19 protein-coding genes are annotated in these 23,481 nt (G+C 39.4%); all 19 read right to left on the bottom strand.

Annotation, left to right across the window (positions count from 1 at the left end):
* Nucleotides 1-295 precede the first annotated feature (295 nt).
* On the bottom strand, nucleotides 296-451 hold the full coding sequence (locus tag ABC228_RS13215; RefSeq protein WP_345825618.1) for a hypothetical protein: 156 nt from the start codon (nucleotides 449-451) through the stop codon (nucleotides 296-298).
* A 10-nt stretch (nucleotides 452-461) separates the two neighbouring features.
* The gene (locus ABC228_RS13210; protein WP_345825617.1) at nucleotides 462-1,727 is read right to left on the bottom strand and encodes a helix-turn-helix domain-containing protein; all 1,266 of its coding nucleotides are present in this window, start codon (nucleotides 1,725-1,727) and stop codon (nucleotides 462-464) included.
* Between the two features lie 308 nt (nucleotides 1,728-2,035).
* Nucleotides 2,036-3,589 carry an L-glutamate gamma-semialdehyde dehydrogenase gene (gene pruA / locus ABC228_RS13205; protein ID WP_345825616.1) on the bottom strand — a complete coding sequence of 518 codons (1,554 nt, stop codon included), beginning with the start codon at nucleotides 3,587-3,589 and terminating at the stop codon, nucleotides 2,036-2,038.
* A gap of 157 nt (nucleotides 3,590-3,746) precedes the next feature.
* Complete coding sequence (locus ABC228_RS13200) at nucleotides 3,747-4,862, bottom strand: CamS family sex pheromone protein (protein ID WP_345825615.1); 1,116 nt, start codon at nucleotides 4,860-4,862, stop codon at nucleotides 3,747-3,749.
* A gap of 11 nt (nucleotides 4,863-4,873) precedes the next feature.
* The gene (gene ligA, locus ABC228_RS13195; RefSeq protein ID WP_345825614.1) at nucleotides 4,874-6,880 is read right to left on the bottom strand and encodes an NAD-dependent DNA ligase LigA; all 2,007 of its coding nucleotides are present in this window, start codon (nucleotides 6,878-6,880) and stop codon (nucleotides 4,874-4,876) included.
* 15 nt (nucleotides 6,881-6,895) lie between these two features.
* Entirely contained in the window at nucleotides 6,896-9,145 is a 2,250-nt protein-coding gene (pcrA, locus tag ABC228_RS13190; RefSeq protein ID WP_345825613.1) for a DNA helicase PcrA, read from the bottom strand.
* A gap of 92 nt (nucleotides 9,146-9,237) precedes the next feature.
* Nucleotides 9,238-9,915, bottom strand: coding sequence for a heptaprenylglyceryl phosphate synthase (pcrB, locus tag ABC228_RS13185; RefSeq protein WP_427902234.1), 678 nt, complete (start codon nucleotides 9,913-9,915; stop codon nucleotides 9,238-9,240).
* A gap of 268 nt (nucleotides 9,916-10,183) precedes the next feature.
* A complete protein-coding gene (locus ABC228_RS13180) occupies nucleotides 10,184-10,480 on the bottom strand; it encodes a YerC/YecD family TrpR-related protein (RefSeq protein ID WP_345825611.1) in 297 nt (98 codons plus the stop codon).
* 18 nt (nucleotides 10,481-10,498) lie between these two features.
* A complete protein-coding gene (locus ABC228_RS13175; protein WP_345825610.1) occupies nucleotides 10,499-11,563 on the bottom strand; it encodes a DUF3048 domain-containing protein in 1,065 nt (354 codons plus the stop codon).
* Between the two features lie 116 nt (nucleotides 11,564-11,679).
* Nucleotides 11,680-13,419 carry an adenine deaminase C-terminal domain-containing protein gene (locus ABC228_RS13170; RefSeq protein WP_345825609.1) on the bottom strand — a complete coding sequence of 580 codons (1,740 nt, stop codon included), beginning with the start codon at nucleotides 13,417-13,419 and terminating at the stop codon, nucleotides 11,680-11,682.
* Nucleotides 13,420-13,741: 322 nt separating this feature from the next.
* Complete coding sequence (gene purD / locus ABC228_RS13165) at nucleotides 13,742-15,007, bottom strand: phosphoribosylamine--glycine ligase (protein WP_345825608.1); 1,266 nt, start codon at nucleotides 15,005-15,007, stop codon at nucleotides 13,742-13,744.
* 14 nt (nucleotides 15,008-15,021) lie between these two features.
* Nucleotides 15,022-16,554 carry a bifunctional phosphoribosylaminoimidazolecarboxamide formyltransferase/IMP cyclohydrolase gene (gene purH / locus ABC228_RS13160; RefSeq protein ID WP_345825607.1) on the bottom strand — a complete coding sequence of 511 codons (1,533 nt, stop codon included), beginning with the start codon at nucleotides 16,552-16,554 and terminating at the stop codon, nucleotides 15,022-15,024.
* 70 nt (nucleotides 16,555-16,624) lie between these two features.
* The gene (gene purN / locus ABC228_RS13155) at nucleotides 16,625-17,200 is read right to left on the bottom strand and encodes a phosphoribosylglycinamide formyltransferase (RefSeq protein WP_345825606.1); all 576 of its coding nucleotides are present in this window, start codon (nucleotides 17,198-17,200) and stop codon (nucleotides 16,625-16,627) included.
* Nucleotides 17,193-18,215 (bottom strand): phosphoribosylformylglycinamidine cyclo-ligase, encoded by a 1,023-nt coding sequence (gene purM / locus ABC228_RS13150; protein WP_345825605.1) that lies wholly within the window; start codon nucleotides 18,213-18,215, stop codon nucleotides 17,193-17,195. The genes purN and purM overlap by 8 nt, the downstream gene beginning before the upstream one ends.
* A 17-nt stretch (nucleotides 18,216-18,232) precedes the next feature.
* Nucleotides 18,233-19,642 carry an amidophosphoribosyltransferase gene (gene purF / locus ABC228_RS13145; protein ID WP_345825604.1) on the bottom strand — a complete coding sequence of 470 codons (1,410 nt, stop codon included), beginning with the start codon at nucleotides 19,640-19,642 and terminating at the stop codon, nucleotides 18,233-18,235.
* Nucleotides 19,627-21,846: a phosphoribosylformylglycinamidine synthase subunit PurL gene (gene purL, locus ABC228_RS13140; RefSeq protein ID WP_345825603.1), complete on the bottom strand. Its 2,220-nt coding sequence runs from the start codon at nucleotides 21,844-21,846 to the stop codon at nucleotides 19,627-19,629. Before purL ends, purF begins: the two co-directional genes overlap by 16 nt.
* Nucleotides 21,830-22,516 carry a phosphoribosylformylglycinamidine synthase subunit PurQ gene (purQ, locus tag ABC228_RS13135; RefSeq protein ID WP_345825602.1) on the bottom strand — a complete coding sequence of 229 codons (687 nt, stop codon included), beginning with the start codon at nucleotides 22,514-22,516 and terminating at the stop codon, nucleotides 21,830-21,832. The genes purL and purQ overlap by 17 nt, the downstream gene beginning before the upstream one ends.
* Nucleotides 22,513-22,770: a phosphoribosylformylglycinamidine synthase subunit PurS gene (purS, locus tag ABC228_RS13130; protein WP_345825601.1), complete on the bottom strand. Its 258-nt coding sequence runs from the start codon at nucleotides 22,768-22,770 to the stop codon at nucleotides 22,513-22,515. Before purS ends, purQ begins: the two co-directional genes overlap by 4 nt.
* Complete coding sequence (purC, locus tag ABC228_RS13125; protein ID WP_345825600.1) at nucleotides 22,767-23,480, bottom strand: phosphoribosylaminoimidazolesuccinocarboxamide synthase; 714 nt, start codon at nucleotides 23,478-23,480, stop codon at nucleotides 22,767-22,769. The genes purS and purC overlap by 4 nt, the downstream gene beginning before the upstream one ends.
* Nucleotide 23,481 lies beyond the last annotated feature (1 nt).

Genomic DNA, 23,481 nt, shown 5'->3' with positions numbered 1-23,481 from the left:
CTCAGGAAAAGTGTATGCATAAAATCCTATAAACATTAAATTTTTTAAAAATTTAAAATTCACCCTTCCCATTCACTATGATAACACAGGATTATTGCATTACAGGTGATAACCCGAAATATTTGTATAAAAATTTTGGTCTTGTTATAATAAAAAATTAAAATCTAATTTTATGGAATAATCTGTATAATTCATAAAAAAAAGACCTGAAATAGTTTCCACACTACTTCAGGCAAAATCTATCATATAGTAATAGGGTAAAAAATTAAGAATTACTGACAAGCTTTAAAATTGATTAGTAAACATTAACTAAAGAAACACTAGAAATGTTGAATACGCTAGGCTCTGCCTCACCATGTGCTAATTCACTTGGTTGAGAATCTTGTGCGAATAAAAATCCACCAACAAGAAGAGTTCCTAAAGCTAATGAAGCAATAAGTTTTTTCATCATTATCCCTCCCTTACAAATTAACTATTTCCTCGTATGTGAGGTTTGCAAGCTTATAGTATTTAACAGAGTCCTTATACTTACCTACCTGTTCAAAATGCTTTGCTAACATATTGGTAAACAGTATTAAATTCCCATGATCCTTATGTTTTTTCAAGTAGGGTATAAGATCCTCTATTACTAACTTAGTAAATTGATCATATTGATCATTGATAGCATATATATATGAGTGAATGATATAATAATATAACTCATAAAACACATTATTTTTCGCTAAATCTAATAATCGCTTGGCCTTCTCAATTACTTCTAACGCTTTTTCAAAGTTATGCGTTTTGTAGTACTCTTTGATGAGGTTAGTGGTAGCTATCAATCTTTCATTTAAGCCAACTGCTTCGTCATCAATTGCTCCACGATAGTGTTTAATTGCCTCTTTTGAGTCACCAATTGCCGAATATAAATACCCCAAGTTTTGATTGGTAAGCTGTATGATATTGTTATTCTTGTTTAACTCCCCAAGATGTCTGGCTAGATTATAATGCTTAATAGCTTTCTCATACATCTTAATCCTTCTATAGGATATTCCTAATAGAATATGGCACTGTGCACAACGAATGAAGTTATATTCTTTTTGAAAGATATCAATTGCTTTATTCGAATACTCAATAACCTCTAATGTATTCAGCAATTTACTATGAGTTACCGCAATTGTGTACTGTAAGTCAGCTATTTCAGAATCAGATAGATTAACTTGATTAATCTTATCCTCCGCAAGCCGATACATGCGCATAGCCTGATTATACTCATTATTTGTAGTGGCAAAATTCCCTTTGAATTTATACCAGTAGAATAAATGCAGACTATCAAATGTACCCGAAATTTCATTCAAGCTATTAATCTGTTCTAATGCATTGTCAAGCTCGCCCATAATAAGAAAATATCTTATTTTATGTATTTCAAACATCATTAGGCTGTCTGAGCGAACCATCGTCATTAACTCATTGAGTTCAATGTATTTTTCAATGATCTCATCCTTGTTATTGACTTCAAATAGCATGTTAAACCATTGTTCACATTTTTCCTTAATCGTGATGTCTTTTTCGCTATCCAATTCAATTCCAAGACGTGTACAAAGCATGCTGATTACTTCGGGACTTGCTTCTGTACGCTGATTTTCAATCTTTGACAAATAGGACATAGAAACAATTCCTTCGGCGAGTTCTTCTTGCGTCATTCCTTGTTTGACACGCTGCAATTTGATAAAGGAGCCAATCTCCATGATTCTTTCCTCCTATTATTCTGCTTCTATTTCTATTTGTTAAATATATCATAACACATCCAAAAAGTTTTCATATTGGGAAAGTTGGGGGTAAAAAGTACTAATAAACCCCCTAAAAACTTTCCTACTTTCCTAAAATGAGGAAAGTAGGAAAGTTTCAATTGAAAATGAACCAAAACAATGTCGAACTGCACTGAAATTTGTCGAAATAGAGGGGATAATTACGTATTTTTTTCCTAACTTTCGTCACCTAGTAAAAAAACCTCTTTTAGTGAAAATACACTAAAAGAGGTTTTGCTTATTTTATATTAAAACATTTCTGAAGTTGTCTTACCTTGCATATGTTGAACTAGGTAGTCTGGACCACCAGCTTTTGAATCTGTACCAGACATATTGAATCCACCAAATGGTTGGTAACCAACAATTGCAGCTGTACAACCACGATTGAAGTATAGGTTTCCAACATGGAAGTCTCTGCGAGCTTGTTCTAAGTGTTCACGATTATTGGTGATAACTGCACCCGTTAAACCATACTCTGTATTATTAGCAAATTCAATTGCTTCATCAAAGTCTTTTGCTTTCGTTAAACCAACTACTGGTCCGAAGATTTCCTCTTGCATAATACGTGCTTTAGGATCTAAATCACCAATTACAGTTGGATTTACAAACCAACCAGTAGAGTCGTCGCCTGTTCCACCTACTAGTAATTGACCTTCTTGTTTGCCAATTTCAATATATTCCATTATCTTATCATATGCACCTTGATCTATTACAGGTCCCATAAATAAGTTAGATGGATCAGATGGATTACCAATTGATAGTTCTTTTGTTAATTCAACCACACGGCTTGTTACTTGATCATATACATCCTCATGAATAATAGCACGAGAACATGCTGAACATTTTTGTCCAGAGAATCCGAATGCAGACTGCACAATTGATTGAGCTGCTAACTCAAGATCTGCTTCTTTATCTACAACAATTGTATCCTTACCACCCATTTCAATGATGGTACGTTTTAACCATTTTTGGCCTGGATGAACAACTGCTGCACGTTCAAAAATACGTGTACCAACTTCACGTGATCCAGTGAAGCTTACGAAACGAGTACGTGGATGATCAACTAAGAAATCTCCAACCTCACTACCTGGTCCAGGAATGAAGTTAATAACGCCATCAGGTAGACCCGCTTCTTCTAGTACTTCCATAAATTTATATGCAATAACTGGAGTGGAGCTCGCAGGTTTCAGTAATACAGTGTTACCTGTTACCATTGCTGCAACGGTAGTTCCTGCCATAATAGCAAACAGGAAGTTCCATGGTGAAATAACCAATCCTACTCCTAATGGGATGTAGTCAAAACGATTATATTCAATTGGACGGCTGTTTACTGGAATGCCATCTTTCAATTTTAGCATTTGACGTCCATAATATTCTAAAAAGTCGATAGCTTCTGCAGTATCCGCATCTGCTTCCTTCCAAGGCTTACCGCCTTCTTTTACAAGATGCGCAGAGAATTCATGTTTACGGCGGCGCACAATTGCTGCTGCACGGAACAGGATATCTGCACGAAACTTCGGATCAGATTTTCTCCAGTATGTTTCAAAAGTCTCATCAGCCACTTTAATTGCTTTTTCCGCTAGTTCTTTGTTTGCTTTTGATACATATCCGATTACTTCCTCTTTATTAGCCGGGTTAACGGAAACAATCTTATCCTCTGTGGTAATTCTTTCCCCACCGATAATAAGTGGATATTCTTTTCCAAGGTCTGCTTCAACCTTTTTCAATGCATCTAGCATTAGCTGCTTGTTTTCCTCTACTGTAAAATCAGTAAAAGGCTCATGCTTGTACGGTACTACCATAAAGTAAAACCTCCCATAAAAGTAATCCGATTTATTCCTTTTGTTTCCGTTTTCAAATAACATATTTCATACAAATTAGTTCATAAAAAACGGAGTGGAATATATCCACTCCTTATTCTATCTTAATATGGTTTACTGTTCAAACATTCGGCTGTTTTTAATCAAATACATGAACAGAAGGGTCCTCTTCCCCTGTCTCACGACTGATTAAAGCCTCTAGTCGTTCACTCGAACTTATCTTAATTTCGATATCATAGTTATTTGGAAATTTGTCCTTTACCAGTCCATAGGTGTATTGCGCAAAGCCAATAACTTCACCTTTTCCATTAAACTCAATTGGGACCTCTATATTAAGCTTTTGCAGCTCTTCATTCACATAAAATCCCTCACCGATGTACCCAACATAGTTAGGGAAAAATTCAGCAATGTCCCCTCCAAATGTGTTAACAATTTTTGAATCATCTACGTACTCTTTTTCTGCCTCTCGCGATGGGAATAGAATATAATCTTCGTTGATTCCCTCCCAATCATCAATAGACATATCTCCTTTTTCCACATATGTTCTTGCAACATAATTACCTGGTACAGCAGATCCTCGTGCTTCTTCACGATAAATTGCTAGCATAATTGGCACATCCTGTAGGCCTTCAATTTGTCGAATCCGTTCTAATATGGTTTGTGCAATTTCTTTACCTTTTTCAAGCATGACACTCTCTTTGATGTCTTCATAATAATATGGTCCACCAATTTCCGTTTGGAAGGCATATTGGGACTTTAAAGCTACCCCAATGGAAAGCCCAACAAGCTCAACTGAGTTATCATCATTCCTTTTTAAATAATTCTGCTCTAAAATATGGGATAAGTATCTCGGGTTATCCCGGTATACCTCTTCGTCTGCACCATCTTCTACGACTGGATTTAATTCATCAATCCAAGTATAGACCTTTTCAGCAGTTAAATACTGACCCTCTTCAAAGTAATATTTGTTCGGGTCATAATATTCTTTTGAATGTCTCATTAATCCTTCTTCCATCTCATCGATGTCCAAACGGTTTGCCATTTGATTCGTGATGACACCCCTTGACTCACTTGTTCGATACGGTAGAATTACTCGATAATCCTCATCTGACAGCTTATAAGTAGGTACAATCGATGGCTGACCGGTAGGTTCTTCCTCGTTTTGTACCACTTCATCCTCAGTATCATCTAAACTCGGCGCACAGCTCGCTAACAAGAGGAGTACGGATAATAATGACAACGCTATTTTTCTCATATAACCCCTCCTTACGCCTCTAGCATTTCGATAAATTGTTGTTCATTCCATATCGTTATACCAAGCTTCATGGCCTTATCATATTTTGATCCGGCATCCTCTCCTGCAATAACAATATCGGTTTTCTTGCTGACACTGCCGGTCACACTGCCGCCTAGCGCTTCAATACGCTCTTTAGCCTCTGGTCTTGTCATCTGCTCCATTTTGCCAGTTAGGACAACCGTCTTCCCTGCAAAAACACTAGAATCCTCAGATACTTCAGCTCGTTTAGGACCTTTGTATTCCATATTCACTTGTAATTCCTTCAATTCCTTCAACAAATCCGTTACCTTGCCTTCAGAAAAATATCGAACAACGGAATCTGCCATTTTATCGCCTATTTCATCTATCGCGATTAATTCGTCATAGGTTGCTTGTTGTAATTTATCCATAGTTTCAAATTCAGTAGCCAAGGTTTTGGCGGCCTTTGCCCCAATAAAGCGAATACCTAAACCAAACAATAAACGCTCTAATGAATTTTCCTTGGAGGTATCAATTGCACGTAATAAGTTATCAACTGATTTCTCACCCATGCGCTCTAGCTTCAATAATTCCTCTCGGTCTAGGCGATAAATATCCGCAATCGTGTGAATTAATCCTTCATTAAATAGCTGATTAATAACTTTTTCCCCTAAACCATCAATATTCATTGCATTTCGTGATACAAAGTGAATTAATCCTTCTTGAAGCTGAGCCGGACAGTTAGGATTAATACATCTTAAGGCAACTTCTTCTTCCAAACGAACTAGCTCACTACCACATGCTGGACATTCGGTCGGCATATAATAGGCTTCTTCCTGGCCAGTACGCTGCTCCGTGATTACTCGTACAACCTCTGGAATAATATCCCCAGCCTTCTTAATAACAACGGTGTCCCCTATTCGAATATCCTTTGCACGAATTAAATCCTCATTATGTAAGGAAGCACGTTGTACCGTTGTGCCTGCTACTTTAACCGGCTCAAGAATTGCAGTTGGCGTAATGACACCAGTACGACCAACACTTAATTCAATATCCTTTAATGTTGTAACGACCTCTTCCGCTGGGAATTTATATGCAATAGCCCAGCGTGGACTTTTCACTGTAAACCCTAAATCTTCCTGTGTTTCAAGATCGTCCACTTTAATAACAATTCCATCAATTTCATACGGAAGATTGGGACGTTCGCTTGTCCAGTACTCAACAAATTCCAAAATTTCTTCAACAGAGTCACATTTCTTCCACTCTGGGTTGGTTCTAAATCCCAATTCTTTTAGCTGTGTTAATCGTTCACTATGAGAAGAAACTACATCTGCTTCCCATTCTCCAATCCCATAGAGAAAAGCATCTAGATTTCGGGATGCTGCTAGCTTCGGATCAAGCTGCCTTAAAGAGCCTGCAGCAGCATTTCTAGGATTTGCAAAAAGCTCCTCACCATTTTCTTCCCTTACTTGATTCAAAGCAAGAAAAGATTTATGAGGCATATATGCTTCTCCACGAACCTCAATCTTTCGTTTTTCATTTATGGATAGTGGGATGCTTTTAATCGTACGTAAATTACTTGTTATGTCTTCTCCTGTTGTTCCGTCTCCACGTGTAGCTCCTCGAACCAACTTACCATCTTCGTATGTAAGTGAAATTGCTAAACCATCGATTTTAAGCTCACATACAAAGGACAATGGTTTATCTGTTCCTTGGCTTGCGCGACGAGCAAAATCTCGAAGATCCTGCTCGTTAAACGCATTACCTAGGCTTAGCATAGGAATGGAATGCTGTACCTTTTGAAAACCTTCCAGTGGCTCTCCACCAATACGTTGGGTTGGAGAATCTGAGGTTATCAATTCTGGGAACTGCTCTTCTAATTGTCGAAGCGCTTCTAGTTTTTGATCATATTCTGAATCTGGAACCGATGGCTTGTCGAGAACATAATATTCATGTGCAAAACGGTTCAATAGTTCTTTTAAGGATTTTATTTTTTCTTGTGCTTGGGCTTTATCCATCCTGCAAGCACCTCCCTATTGTTTCGTAATTGGTGCAAATTTTGCAAGCAGTCGTTTAATACCGGTTGGTGCCGGGAAAGCAACATCCAATTCCATTTTATCACCCTCACCCTGCACCTTCACAACCGTACCAACTCCCCACTTTTTGTGGGCTGCTTTATCACCTGGTTTCCAAGTTTGATTTTCAGCACCAGTTGTGGTTTGTAATTTCTCAGCTTTTCTTCTTAACTGTGTCTGCTGTGCAGATGGCTGTGATTTTGTTTGACTTTTAAATTGGGAGCCAAACGGAGACGATCCAAACATTGCTGACTTCGCTTGTTCAATTCCTTCGATTAATTCTTCCGGAATTTCATTGATGAATCGGCTGATTGGATTCATATTCGTACGTCCATAAAGGGTACGCATTTTTGCATTGGTTAAATATAGCTGCTTCTCTGCACGTGTAATCCCTACATAAGCAAGCCGTCTTTCTTCCTCCATTTCCTCATCGTCAAACATCGCACGACTATGTGGAAAGACATTTTCCTCTAAACCAATAAGGAAAACAACAGGAAACTCAAGTCCTTTGGCAGCGTGAAGTGTCATTAATGTTACTTTTTCTTGATTATCTGGATCTTCTTCATCAACCCGATCAATGTCTGCAATTAATGCTAGATCCGTTAAGAAAGCAATCAACGTCTTGTCTTCACTTGATTCTTCAAAGTTTTGTGTTACCGTCATGAACTCCTCAAGGTTTTCTAAGCGACTTTGCGCTTCAATGGAGCGTTCGTTCTTTAACATTTGCTCATAGCCTGTTCTTTCCAAAACCATTTCAACCATATCAGTTGCAGTTAAAAATTCCTGTTGCTGTGTTAACGTTTTGATTAGATTTCCAAACTCGGCTAATGCATTGGCTGCCTTTTTCGTTACACCAGTAAAGTCAACCACTTCTACAGCTTGGTAAAAGGACATATCATTTTCAGCAGCATATGCTCTTAACCGATCAATTGAGGTTTTTCCAATTCCTCTTTTTGGCTCATTGACGACACGCTCAAAGCTCAAATCATCATCCGGATTCGTAATTAAGCGTAAATAGGCAACCATATCTTTAATCTCTTTACGATCATAGAATCGTGTTCCGCCTACCATTTGGTACGATACATTTGATTTCATTAATGTATCCTCAATCGCACGTGATTGCGCATTAGTACGGTATAAAATAGCGATATCGTTTGGAGAAATCCCTTCCTCTCGAACGAGCTCCTGAATTTTATTCGTGATATAAAATGCTTCATCTTGTTCGGTTGCACCTTGATAATAATGAATCTTATGCCCATCTGGATTCTCAGTCCATAGATTCTTTGGTTTTCGTCCTGGATTATTCGAAATTACTTTATTAGCCGCTTCTAGAATGGATTTCGTGGAACGATAATTTTGCTCTAAAAATACGGTTTTGGCAGTTGAATAATCTTTTTCAAAGGATAGGATATTGGAAATATCCGCTCCTCTCCAACGATAAATCGACTGATCAGAGTCACCTACTACACATAGATTTTGAAAGCGATTTGCTAATTGTTTCACTAAAGTATATTGTGCATGGTTTGTATCTTGATACTCATCCACATGTATATATTGGAATCGACGTTGATAGTATTCCAACACCTCCGGAACACGCTTAAAAAGATGGATGGTTTGCATGATTAAATCATCAAAGTCAAGCGACTGGTTCTTCCGAAGAATTTTTTCGTATCCTTCAAACACTCGTGCAACTTGACGATCATAGAAATTACCAGCCTTATTAGCAAATTCTTCTGCTGTTATAAGCTCATTCTTCGCCGTGCTAATCTGCCCTTGCATCGCACGAGGTTCAAATTGCTTCGTATCAATATTTAAGTCCTTTAAAACCTGTTTGACTACTGATAATTGATCACCACTATCTAATATGGTAAAGTTTCGATTGTAGCCTATACGATCAATATCTCTTCTCAAGATACGCACGCACATCGAGTGGAAGGTAGAAACCCACATATCCTGACCTTCTGGGCCAACCAACTTACTAACACGCTCTTTCATCTCACGTGCGGCTTTATTCGTAAAGGTTATCGCCAATATGCTTCTTGGAGATACACCCTTTTCTTCCATTAAGTATGCAATACGGTGTGTCAGCACACGAGTCTTACCACTTCCTGCACCAGCCATTATTAACAATGGGCCTTCAGTATGCCGAACAGCTTCCTGCTGCTGTTTATTCAAACCTTTAATTAAATCATCGATTGTTCGACTCATGTTAAAACACCTTCCTTAGAAAACTTACCACCCACCAAGTCGCATGGCGAATGATTCTACCTTAGCAAGTAAATTCTTACCTGCTATAATCTTTAACTTCCTTTAACAGCTTGTACTGTCTTTAAAGCTTCTTTTATATTCGAATAAATGCTATTTCCAACGACAATAATATCAGCATGCTCTTTCATTTCTTTTGCCTGATCTACATTCTCAATCCCACCGCCATAGAAAAGAAGCGTGTTGTTAAGCTCACGCTTGACCTTCCTTACTAATTCAGGATTGCCATATTTCCCACTATATTCTACATAGAATATTGGAAGATGAAATACATTTTCCGCCATATAAGCGTATGCCACAACATCCTCGTCATCTGGAAGCTTACAATCAGTACGTTGAAAAGCCTTTGCCTCTTCGTTAAGAATGCAATATCCTTCCACAAATATTTCATCCCAATTCATAATGTCCTTGAATTGTTTAATCGCTTCATGTTGAATATCCATCATCCATTTTTTATCATTACTATTCATCACCATGGGGATAAAATAGTAGTCAAAACCAGGTGTGATAGCATCCATTGATGAAATTTCTAGTATAACAGGAACCGTATAGCGACGAATACTGGATAATAAATCCAGGACACCATCCAATGTCACATTGTCAGTTCCCCCAACAATAATAGCATCGGTTCCTGATTCACAGACTTTTTCTAAATCCTCGTCTGAAATTTCCTTTGCTGGATCAATCTTAAATACGTGCTTCCATTCTTTCATATTTGTATACAAAGGTCTAATCCTCCATCATCATATTCCATTAGTTTATTATAGCAAAAATAGATAGCGGAATTTAGTATTATGGTGAGATTTTTTTGGGAAGTTTTCAGGGCGATGGTCGATTGGTAAGTTACAGGAAAATTCCACAGCAATCGTAGTATTTTAGAAAGATATTCTGAAGGAGGTAGTTCTGAAAAATAACTATAAAGCCTGTATTCTTCTTGAATACAGGCTTTATGCGATGTCATCTATTTCATTCACGTGGTTCTTATTCATTGTCCATAATGCGTTCTAATACAACCTTGTATCCTTCACTACCATAATCAATACAGCGTCTAACCCTAGAAATTGTTGCGGTAGAAGCCTTTGTTTCCTTCTCAATCGCATTATAAGTGCGACCTTCTGTCAGCATCTTCGCTACCTGAAGGCGCTGTGACAAAGATTGGATTTCCCCCATTGTTGCAATATCATCAAAAAAACGATAGCATTCCTCTCGATCTTTAAGTGATAGAATTGCATCAAATAGCTGGTCCAATTGTTCTCCTCGTAATTTATCTATTTGCATTACGTTTCCTCCTACTCCCTACTCTCCTGTAATGGTAACTGAATCCTGCATACCAGGACTAGTCGGGATAACATTAATCCAAGTTTTACCCGGAACAAAACCAACTACCTTTCCATCCTTGACAGGCACAATTTTACCGTCTCGATTTTCCCATTGTAGTTGTTGTGCTTTTCCTTTTTGGATTAGGTATGCATTACCACCTGAATAAACATCAATTTCACGGCGTCCTGCATCATCAAAAACTTCGTGATGCGTTTCTACGATAAGGATATTATCTACTTGAATTGGCTCTTCTGTATTTAACTCTACTGTCATTTCACGGTCATTATAGCGAGTGTATTTCTCCGTAGATGCATCATACTCATATTCAACAATCTCCATAGGATTGTTTGAATAGACAATCTCAACATGACTTGCTGCTTCACCATCAATAGCAGCTATTTCGTCAGATTCTAAAAATGGCATTGGGGCATGATCTGCCTTAACGTCATAGCCTAATTCCGTTGCGATATCGTATACATGATTAAAAAGTAAGTATGAATTATGAGGAGCTACTCGGAAGGACTCTCGCTTAAATAAATATCCATCATTATCATAATGGGCACCATCAATATGATCAATTCCGCGATCATCCAGCATATCATTCACAAAGTTAGCAGCACCATGATAAACATATAATGCACCATAACGATCAGCTAGGTCAAAATAATACTCCCTTGCACTTCGTACAGGACCTACAACTTCTGGTTGTTCACTATGATACAACGCAAGAAATCTTGTAATCATGCCTTCTGCTAAAATTTCGAAAACAACGTCAGCCTTCGATAGACCTGTCTGTGGTCGAGCATTCCCATGATTGTTTACCATAACACCAACAATTCGATTATCTATTGGTTCATTCGTTCCAATCCCTGTTAATGGATAAACATTTTCATATACTGGTTCTGCTGGTTCCGCAGACTCATCCTGCTCAGTATCAACCACATTTTCAGCATCATCCTTATTGTCTTGTGTATCATTAGCATCTTCATCACAAGCAACAAGTACAAAGCTTAGGAATAACAATAAAATAAGCTTTCTCATATTTTCCAACACCCCTAGTCTGTCAAATAGTTTATGTCTTATTGGAATTAAGTGAAATTACACATGTAAGACAATCATACCACGTTCACGTAAACGATTTATAATTCTATTATATGTTAACGCATGGTTGCTGGGAAGAGCACTTCTCTCTTTTTGATATCTATAATACCTTCTTGGGTTATTCGAATATAAGGTAGATGTGTCGATGACAAAAATAGAATACTATAGATTGGGTCGTTAAATCGGTAACCAAATTCAATCAGCTTATCTTTCAAGCTCTTCTCTTTTTCAATTAATTCATCCATACTACCAGCAAACAATTTCCCACCTAATAATAAAGGTATTTCGGCAATTATTTCACCGTCATGGACAAGCACAATGCCGCCACCAATCTCCTTCAGACGTTTCCCGGCCAGCAGCATATCTTGTTTACTTTTCCCAACGAATACAAAATCTCCTGTTTGTGAGAACGAGCTTACTAGACCTCCTAGATTTTTCGTAAATCCACGTATAGTTGTATTCACACGCCACTTTCCATTCTTATCTAATAATAGTAAGAATGCATCATCTCGATTATCTGGCAGTTTTTCGACTGTGACATCAGCTTGGATAGCATATGGCTTTATAATCACATCATTTATCATATCTAATCCAATCGGAATCGAAAATTGCAAATCACTTATCTCCATATCCCAATCAAATGTGAGTGGCTTTAGGCCATAGCTTTCCCAGTTAATACTAGATGAATATTCTTGTTCCGTACCATCCCTTACAATCCAAACTCCTTTTGCTAGCACGCTTTCTGGATGTGGATTGTCCTTCGCTTGTAATATATTAATATTGGCAATACGGCCTGGCGCTATACATCCAAGCTGCTCCTCTAAATGGAAATGCTTTGCCACATTAAAAGACGCCATACGATATGCTTCTTCTATTGGCACACCTTTTTGAATTGCAATATCAATACACACATTCATTAATCCGTTCTCGTAAAATCCCGGTGTTCCACCATCGGTTGTCATTGTCAAATGATCATAATTCTTAATTCCTGCTTCAACAATTTCCTCTAGCAATTGTGGTAAGTCTGGACGAATAGAGGAGTATCGTAAACCGACCTGATAACCTAACGCAAGTCGATTCATAACATCCTTACCCGAAATAGACTCATGATCAGCACTCACCCCAAGAAGCTTAAGCTTGGTCAATGTATATTCTGATGCCCCAGGTAGGTGACCTTCAACTGGCTTTCCCTTTCGCTTCGTTTCTTGAATCCAATAAAGTAATCGATCATCACCAGATAATAGACTTGGCCAACCTGTTAGCTCGCCACCTTGGATAACAGATGGATGTGATAACCATTCCATCATATCATGTGTATTAAATATTTCTTCTTCATTATGTAATGCTGTTTGCGGATCATAGCGCGACCACCAGTACATCGAAATTGGTAGTTTATCAAAGTCCGCAATAATAGAAAACGCTTTCTTTTTTTCTAACAAAAAAAGCCATGATAAGTTATCATTTACTAATGTTGTTGTCCCAAATTTACCAGCATGTCTTGCTAATATTTCAGGATTGTATAATTGAAACGGATGGGCATGAGGCTCCATATAACCAGGAACAACATATTTCCCTTCACAATCTACTATTTCAGTATCTTTATTTTCTGCCGGCATATTCTCTCCAACATAAACAATTCGATCATGATAGATCCATATATTCGCCGTAGTCCACTGCTTCAAATACATATTTAAATACGTCGCATTTTTCAATACTAAGGTTGGGGCTTCCTTACCCTCCACAACCTTAACATGCTTACGTAGCTCATAATTTCTCCAATAACCGTTCTCTAGCATAAGGCAACTCTCCAAAATTTCAGTTTTTACAATTGTAACACAATTCACGCTTTATTACTGTAAAGTTTTTGTTAAGTGCAGTGAAAATTATGTGACAGTTATGTAGCTGCTTAGGATGTTTGGGGAGGGAGGCTTATTTGTGATAGGAATTCTGCGATTGGGTAGCAGATTTCGGGCTTATCTCTCGAATCCGGCCATTGAGCACGGTAATTCGGCGCTTTCCGCTGCATTCCGGCTGTCCCACACAACAATTCGGCTAAATACAAGTTTAACGCTGCCTGCATATTCGGATCATCAGTCCTCCAAGCAAATAAAGACGCCCCTATTTCAGGACGTCTTCTCTCGATTTACCTATGTCCGAACGGTAGAAAAATCCGTTGGTATCAACATTTGACTCTAAACGCTCATATACTCGTTTCCTTGCTTCTGTTAATGTAATGCCTTTTGCACCTACTAGTAGTACCCGACCGCCATCTGATAGATAGCCACTCGCTGATTCATCTACTCCAGCATAAACTGTGAAGGTCTCTTGATCCGCTTCTACATTTGGCACGGCAACACCTTTCGCATAGGGACCAGGATATCCCTCTGAAGCAAGAACAACACCTAGACAAACTTGTTCCTCCCAGTCTAGCGCTGGGTCCTTTCCATCCAACACGTCTAGCATGACCTGATCGAGATCATTTTTTAGTAAGGGCAGAATCACTTGTGTTTCAGGATCTCCAAATCGAGCATTAAACTCAATTACCTTAGGTCCTGCTTCTGTCATCATGAGACCTGCATATAATATCCCGGTAAATGCTCTGCCTTCTTCCACTAAACCAGTAGCAGCCCTGTGTAAAATATGCTTTGTAGCAAACGCAATTGCATCGTCGGTTATATCTGGAACAGGTGCATAGGCACCCATCCCACCAGTATTGGGACCCGCATCGTCATCAAAGGCACGTTTGTGGTCACGTGCTGGAATCATTGGGTAGACATTCTCGCCGTGCACAAACGCCATTAAGGAAAATTCGCTTCCTGTTAGAAATTCCTCTACTACTACTTTTGCCCCTGCATCTGAAAATGCCTTTGAAACTAGCATATCCTCTATAGCTTGAAACGCTACTTCTTTCGTAGCCGCAACAACAACACCTTTTCCAGCTGCTAGACCATCTGCTTTGATGACAATTGGTGTTCCTTTTTTTGTTATGTAGCTTTTAGCAGCTTCTGGATCTGTAAAGGTTTCGTAGTCAGCAGTTGGAATTTGATGTTTCTTCATGAATTCCTTTGCAAAACTCTTACTTCCTTCAATTAATGCTGCTTCCTTTGTTGGAGCATATACTCGTAATCCCGCCTCCAAAAATTGGTTAGCTAATCCATTTAGCAACGGGTTCTCTGGTCCTATAATTGTTAGGTCAATATTATTCTCTTTGGCAAAACCTATCAGTCTAATGCTCTCAGTTTCCTCAATAGCTACACAAGATGCTTGCTTTGCCATTCCTACATTTCCTGGTGCTACAAACAGGCTCTCTACCTGTTTACTTTCAGATAGCTTCTTTACGATACTATGCTCACGACCGCCACGACCAATCACTAATACGTTCATCAAAGGCCCCCTCTTTAATGTTTGAAATGACGCATTCCTGTGAATACCATAGTGATACCATATTTATCACAAGCCTCAATGGAATCCTGATCACGTTTTGAACCACCAGGCTGAATAATAGCCGTTACCCCTGCTTTTGCTGCTTCCTCCACAGTATCAGGCATTGGGAAAAATGCGTCAGAAGCCATTACTGATTCATTTGCATGATTACCCGCTTGCTCAATTGCAATTTTTGCAGCACCAACTCGGTTCATCTGCCCTGCACCAATACCAATCGTTTGATTGTTTTTCGCCAGTACAATTGCATTTGACTTCACATGCTTCACAGCTTTCCAAGCAAATAATAAATCTTCTAATTCTTTGTCTGATGGAGCACGTTTTGTCACGACTGATAATTCATCCGCTGACACACGACCACCATCTCTGCTTTGAATTAACAAACCACCATCAACGGTAGTAAGCTTGTAGCTAGCTTCATCCTTAGCAGTCATTTCAACTGTTAATAATCGTATATTCTTCTTCCGTGTTAAAATCTCTAATGCCTTTTCAGAAAAGCTAGGTGCAAGAACAATTTCTAGGAATATATCACTTAATTTTTCAGCTGTAGGTGAATCAACTTCATCGTTTAACGCTACAATCCCGCCAAATATAGAGATTGGATCCGCGTCAAATGCGATTTGAAAGGCATCCGAAATGGTTTCAGCTACACCAATACCACAAGGATTCATATGTTTGACAGCAACTGCAGTTGGCTCGTCGTATTCTGCTAAAATTTCTAAAGCAGCATTTGCATCTTGGATATTATTATAGGAAAGCTCCTTACCATGAAGCTGCTTTGCGGTAGCTAAACTCATTCCTCTTTGCAGTGGGCTCTTGTAGAATGCAGCTTCTTGGTGAGGATTCTCCCCATAACGTAACGATTGCACTTTTTCGTAGGTCACTGTGTACGTTTCTGGAAATTTTTCTTTTGTTTCCACGGCAAAATAATTAGCAATCATTGCGTCATAGTTTGCTGTATGCCGAAACACTTTTGCTGCTAATTGTTGCCGATATTCCAAGTCCACTGTGTTTGTCGTTAACCCTTCGAGTATAGTGCCATAATCCTCTGGATCCACTACAACCATTACATCTGCAAAATTCTTTGCAGCAGAGCGTAACATCGTCGGTCCACCGATATCAATATTTTCAATGATTTCTTCTTTACTTACATTGTCTTTTTCAAGTGTTTGCTTAAACGGATAAAGGTTTACAACAACGATATCAATGGGCTCAATATTGTTATCTTCCATCTGTTTTTGGTGTTCTGGATTCGATCGTTTTGCTAGTAAGCCACCATGTACAAACGGGTGTAAAGTCTTTACACGTCCATCTAAAATTTCAGGAAAGCCTGTAACTTGATCAATGGCGATTGCCGGTACTCCTGCATCCTGAAGCACTCGTAATGTGCCCCCTGTCGAAACAATCTCATAATCTAGTGCTACTAATCCCTGGGCAAATTCAACTATATGCTGCTTATCAGAGACACTGATTAATGCACGTTTTTTCATGGTAAGACTCCTCACTATCTGAATTTATTAGTTGAATAAGGCTTGGTTGATGATCACATACGCTAAGAAATTACTCCATTTTATCTGATAGTAATATGCTATTAATAACCGTTGGGTATAGTACATGCTCTACCTTCTGAATACGAATCTTCAGCAACTCTTCCGTATCTTCAGGGAATATTTCAACCTGCTCCTGGGCAATGATTGGTCCCGTATCTACACCTTCATCGATAAAATGGACTGTGACCCCTGTTACGGCTACACCAGCACGAAAGGCTTGCCCTATTGCATCCTTCCCTGGGAATGCAGGTAATAAAGAAGGATGAATGTTCATAATCTTTCTTTCATAGGCATGTAAAAGCGTTTCTCCAGCGATACGCATATACCCCGCTAAAAAAATCCATTCGACACCTTCCTGTTCAAGCTTAATTAAAATTTCTTCCTCATATTTCCCCTTCGATTCGAAGTCTTCTGGATTTAAAACAAACGTTTGAACACTATAGGAGGATGCCTTTTCTATTACACTAGCGCCAGGCTTGTCACAGACTAGTAGGACGACATCACACGCCAATTTCTCATGCTTCATTATTGCTTCAAAGTTACTTCCATTACCAGATGCAAAAACAGCCGCCTTCACTTTATTCATCTTGAAAGTGTACCCCTTCTTTTGGGATAACCTGACCGATTATGGATGCCTTTTCTCCTGCTTCTTCTAATATAGCTAATGCTATATTTGCATCCTTTTCCGAAACGACTATTGCCATTCCGATACCCATATTGAAAATACCAAACATCTCTTTAGTCGAAAGCTCGCCTTTTTCTTGAAGAAAAGTGAAGATCTCTGGAATCTCCCAGCTTGCATATTCTACCTCTACACCTAAGCCAGCAGGGAGCATCCTTGGTATATTTTCATAGAATCCACCGCCAGTTATATGAGAAATCCCTCTTACATCCAACTGTTTCATTAAGCGATTTACAGGCTTTGCATAGATTTTGGTTGGTTCTATTAACCAATCTGCAATTGTTTTAGATAATCCTTCAGGTACTTTTGATAAGTCGATACCATGTATAAGCTTACGAACTAAAGAATAACCATTCGAATGGATTCCACTTGAAGGAAGACCGATTACTACATCTCCAGATTTAATGGTGGCTCCTGTTACAAGCTTTTCTTTTTCCGCAATTCCCACTACAAACCCAGCTAGGTCATATTCATTATCACCATACATACCAGGCATTTCCGCAGTTTCTCCTCCTATTAAAGCAGCGCCTGCTATCGTACAGCCTTCTGCAATTCCAGCGACAATCTGTTCAATTTGTGCCGGATTGTTTTTGCCACATGCAATATAATCTAAGAAAAAAAGCGGTTGTGCTCCTTGAGCGACGATATCATTCACACACATTGCAACTAAATCGATTCCAACCGTATCATGTTTATCTAGTTGAAAAGCAAGCTTTAATTTCGTTCCAACGCCATCTGTTCCAGAGACTAACACCGGCTCCTTATACGTAAAAGATGTAAGCTCAAATAATCCGGCAAAAGCACCAATTCCCCCAAGCACTTCTGGCCTTGTCGTTTTTGCAATATGCTTTTTCATTCGTTCAACAGCCTCATAGCCTGCTTCTACATCGACTCCGGCCGCTTTATACACGTTCGACACATTGACACCCTCTTTACTTAACATTTCGTATATGAAATCTCTAATTGACCGCTTTCCGTAACTGGGTAAGTTCCTGTCATACAAGCCATACAGACACCTTGATTTATCGTATCCTCAGTCACAATTGCTTTTTCTAACCCCTCACTCGATAGGTAAGCAACACTATCCGCTCCAATTAGCTGACACATTTCTTCTATTGAATAATTAGCTGCAATCAGCTCCTGCTTTGTCGACATATCAATACCGTAATAGCATGGATTAGTAATTGCTGGTGAAGCAATGCGAACATGAACTTCCTTTGCTCCAGCATCCTTTAGCATACGAACGATCCGCTTACTTGTTGTACCACGTACGATGGAGTCATCAATCATGATTACACGTTTTCCTTCTACAATTCCACGTACTGGAGATAGTTTCATTTTCACACCGAGCTCACGCAGTTCTTGAGAAGGCTGAATAAAGGTTCTGCCAGTATAGCGGTTTTTAATAAGTCCAATTTCATATGGAATCCCACTCTGCTCCGCATATCCAATCGCTGCTGAAATACTTGAATCGGGCACCCCAGTAACAACATCTGCTTCCACTGGGGATTCCTTTGCTAGCTCTATCCCCATTCGCTTCCGGGAGGCATGAACATTCACATGGTTTAAATCACTATCTGGACGGGAAAAATATACATATTCCATTGCACATAATGCCCGTTTTTCTTGTTGGTCAAATCGAGTTGATTCCACCCCCATATCCGTAAATGTTAGCAGCTCACCAGGTAAGACTTCTCGTTCATACGTAGCACCAATAATATCAAATGCACATGTTTCAGAGGCTACAACATAAGCATCTCCTAATCTACCAATTGACAGTGGTCGTAGCCCTCTTGGGTCTAATGCAACATGCATTTTGTTTTCCTTCAATAGAATAAATGCATATGCCCCCACTAATTGACGTAGCGCATCCTTAATTGCTTCCAATGAATCTAGCGTGCCATTTCGCTTGATTAAATGTGCAAGTACTTCCGTATCAGAGGATGTTTGCAAGATACTTCCCGCATCCTCTAATTCGCCGCGAAGCTTATAAGCATTCATGATATTTCCATTATGTGCGAGCGCCATACTTCCTGCCTGAGAACGGAATAATAATGGCTGAACATTATCAATAGTTCTGTCTCCCTGTGTCGCATAGCGAACATGCCCAATTGCAGCATGCCCACTAAGTTTTGAGAAGTCAACTCGCTTGAAGACATCATTTACAAGCCCTTGACCTTTATGAAGCTTGAGCTCATGACCATTCGTTGTTACAACGCCTGCTCCTTCTTGACCCCGATGTTGCAGGGCATGGAGGCCATAATAAGTTAATTCTGCTGCTTTTTCATGTCCCCATATTCCAAATACGCCACACTCTTCATTTAAGCCTCTTATTTCAGCAAGCATGGGATAGCCCCTTTCCAAAGGTTGCGAAGTTCTTCTACTTCTTCACTAAAAATAACGGACTCATTATTATGAACGGTCATATAGCCATCCGCTGTCACAGTCCCAATCTCAATTGCATCCATAACTAAGCTCTCAAAAACAGCTTTATGTTCCTCTTTTACACTTACAAGGAAACGGGATTGTGTTTCGCTAAATAGAGCTACTGTTGCATCTGTATCAATGCTTACATCAGCACCTAAAAATGCATCGGTAAACAAGCTTTCAGCTAGTGCAACTGCTAGGCCGCCTTCTGCTAGATCATGTGCAGAAGTAACGACACCTTGCTTAATCGCTGTTAATAGCTGTTCTTGACGCTTCGCTTCTACCGCTAAGTCAATCTGAGGTGCTTTCCCATTGTAACTACCCTCTAAAATATTTTGCAGCTCACTACCTCCGAACTCCGCTTTCGTTTCACCAATTAAATAAATCAAATCACCTGCAGACTGGAAAAAGCTTGGTGTTATATGGTCGATCGACTCATGTAAACCTACCATTCCTACTATTGGTGTTGGAAATATTGCTTTTCCTTTGGATTGATTGTAAAGTGATACGTTCCCACTAATAACTGGTGTCCCAAGTGTTCGACATGCCTCACTCATACCTTCAACACTCTTTTCCATCTGCCAGAAAACCTCAGGGTTTGTTGGATTTCCATAGTTTAATCCATCTGTTATTCCTAGTGGCCTAGCCCCAGAGCAGATAATATTTCGAGCTGCTTCAGCTACTGCGATTTTTCCACCTACTTCTGGATCTAAATATATATAACGAGAATTACAATCTGTTGTAATAGCAAGTGCCTTATTTGTCCCTTTAATACGAATAACCGCCGCATCGGAACCAGGTGTAACAACTGTGTTTGTCTGAACCATCGAATCATATTGGTCATACACCCACTCCTTGCTAGCTACTGTAGGCTGCTGTAGCAACTGCTTTAGGATTTCACTATGTTTTTCAATAGCAGGAATACTATTCCCAATCTTCTGAAACTCTTGGTAATACTTCGCCTCTGTTGATGGCAAATGATAAACCGGAGCCTCTTCTGCTAACGCATCTACTGGGATTTCGGCCTGAATTTCACCATGCTGTTTAATTCGAAATACTTTCTCTTCAATTACTTGACCAACTGCCACCGCCTGAAGGCCATAGCGTTCGAAAACTTCAATAATTTCTTGCTCTCGACCTATCTTCACAACTAAAAGCATGCGCTCTTGTGATTCCGAAAGCATTAATTCATAAGCGTTCATATTTTGCTCGCGCTGTGGAACTAAGTCTAAATTCATTTCCATACCAGTTCCAGCTTTACTTGCCATTTCACTCGCAGAGGAGGTAAGGCCAGCAGCTCCCATATCCTGCATTCCCACTAAAGCATCGGAATGGATAACCTCCAAACAAGCTTCAATTAATAGCTTCTCCATAAATGGATCACCAACCTGAACCGCTGGACGGTCCTTCGCGGCATCCTCTGCTAAGTCATCGGATGCAAAGGTTGCACCATGGATACCATCACGACCAGTAGGTGCGCCTGCATATAAAACTGTATTGCCGATACCAGCTGCAATACCTTTTTGAATTTCGTCATGATTTATTAAGCCAATACACATCGCATTGACTAGCGGGTTATCCTCGTAGGAATCATCAAATTGAACCTCTCCACCAACGGTAGGAATTCCAACACAGTTACCATACCCAGCAATACCACTGACAACCTCAGAGAAAAGATAGTTAACCCGATCTGTCGTTAGGTTACCAAATCGTAATGAGTTCATTAACGCAATAGGACGAGCTCCCATTGAAAAGACATCGCGAATAATTCCACCTACCCCTGTCGCCGCTCCTTGATATGGCTCCACTGCAGATGGGTGGTTGTGACTTTCAATTTTGAAAACGACCGCTTGATTATCACCAATGTCGATTATTCCAGCACCTTCACCAGGACCTTGTAGAACATGTGGTGCCTTGGTAGGAAACTTCTTGAGTAGTGGTTTTGAAGTTTTATAACTACAATGCTCTGACCACATAACGGAAAAAATTCCCGTCTCTGTAATGTTAGGACGTCGTCCTAAAATACGCTTTACCATTTCAAATTCTTGCTCACTGAGCCCCATATCTTGATATAGTTTCTCACGTTCAATTTGTTCTGGACTAATATTATGCGTTTGCAACATAGTGGGATTCCCTCCAGTTTTGGACAATTGACTTGAATAGCTTTAATCCATCATCACTACCAAGTAATGCTTCAACTGCACGCTCAGGATGAGGCATCATCCCGAGTACATTACCTTCTTTATTCGTGATTCCAGCAATGTCCGAAACAGAGCCGTTAGGATTATTTTCATACGTGAATACGATTTGATTATTGGCTTTCAATTCAGCTAATGTTTCTGCATCGCAGAAATAATTCCCTTCACCATGTGCGATTGGAAAACGAACCACTTCTCCTTTTCCATAACCGCCTGTAAACATCGTTTCATTATTTTGCACCATGAGCGCTTCCTGATGACACATAAAAGAAAGACCTTTATTCCGCATTAGTGCCCCTGGTAGTAAGCCAGCTTCGGTTAGAATTTGAAACCCATTGCAGACCCCAAGCACCGGCTTACCCTTAGCAGCATGCTCCTTTACTTGATTCATGACATCAGAAGTAGAAGCAACTGCACCAGAACGCAAATAGTCACCGTATGAAAATCCACCCGGAAGTAAAATACCGTCATAGTTTTCTAGATTGCTATTTTGATACCAAACTAAATCCGCTTCCTCGCCAAGAACCTCTTGAACAGCATGATGCATATCACGGTCACAGTTAGACCCTGGAAAAACGATGACAGCAAACTTCACGAGCGAACAGCCCCCTCCACCTCAAAGTGGTAGTCCTCAATAACCGGATTGGCAAGCAGTTTATCACACATTTGTTTCACACGAGCTTCGACTTCTATGTCTGTACCATCTTCAACCTGCATTTCAATGTACTTTCCGACACGAGCCTCTTGAACCTCTTTATATCCTAATGAATGTAAGGATTCTTGAATTGCTTTACCCTGCGGATCAAGCACACCTTGTTTCAATGTAATGTAAACTGTTACCTTTCTCATACTCTTGCCTCCAGTCGCTCTAGTATTTGTTCATAAACCGTTACTAAATCACCAATGTCCTGACGAAATACATCCTTATCCATTTTCGCATCCGTTTCCATATCCCATAAACGACACGTATCTGGTGAGATTTCATCGGATAATACAATACTGCCATCAGGCAGACGGCCAAACTCAAGCTTGAAATCTACTAATTTCAGATTAATAGATTGAAAAAGTTCACGTAATGCGGTATTAATTTCTAATGCTTTTACTTTTATTTCGCGTAATTCCTTTGAAGTTATATCCGTTAAAAGCAGAGCATGATCATCATTAATTATTGGATCATCCAAGTCATCATTTTTATAAAATAGTTCAACAAGCGCAGGCTCAAATGGAGTCCTCTCCTGAAAGCCTAAACGCTTTGTTATACTACCTGTTGCTAGGTTTCGAACCACTACTTCTAGTGGAATAATCTTTGTCTCAAGCACTACTTGTTCGGTATCATTTAATCGTTGTATAAAATGACTTCGAATTCCACGCTCATGTAGATACGGGAAAATAAGTGATGAAATTTCATTATTCAATCTTCCCTTACCAATGAAGCTTGCTTTCTTTTTCCCATTAAATGCTGTTGCATCGTTTTTATACGATAAAACAAGCTGGTTGGAATATGCAGAAGATCGATAAACCTTTTTAGCCTTCCCCTCATATAATAGCTCTGCCTTCACG

This window comes from Ornithinibacillus xuwenensis, assembly GCF_039614845.1.
GTDB classification, from domain to species: Bacteria; Bacillota; Bacilli; order Bacillales; family Amphibacillaceae; genus Ornithinibacillus; species Ornithinibacillus xuwenensis.
Note: the sequence above shows the minus strand (reverse complement) of the source record. Positions and strands in the feature narration are given on the sequence as shown.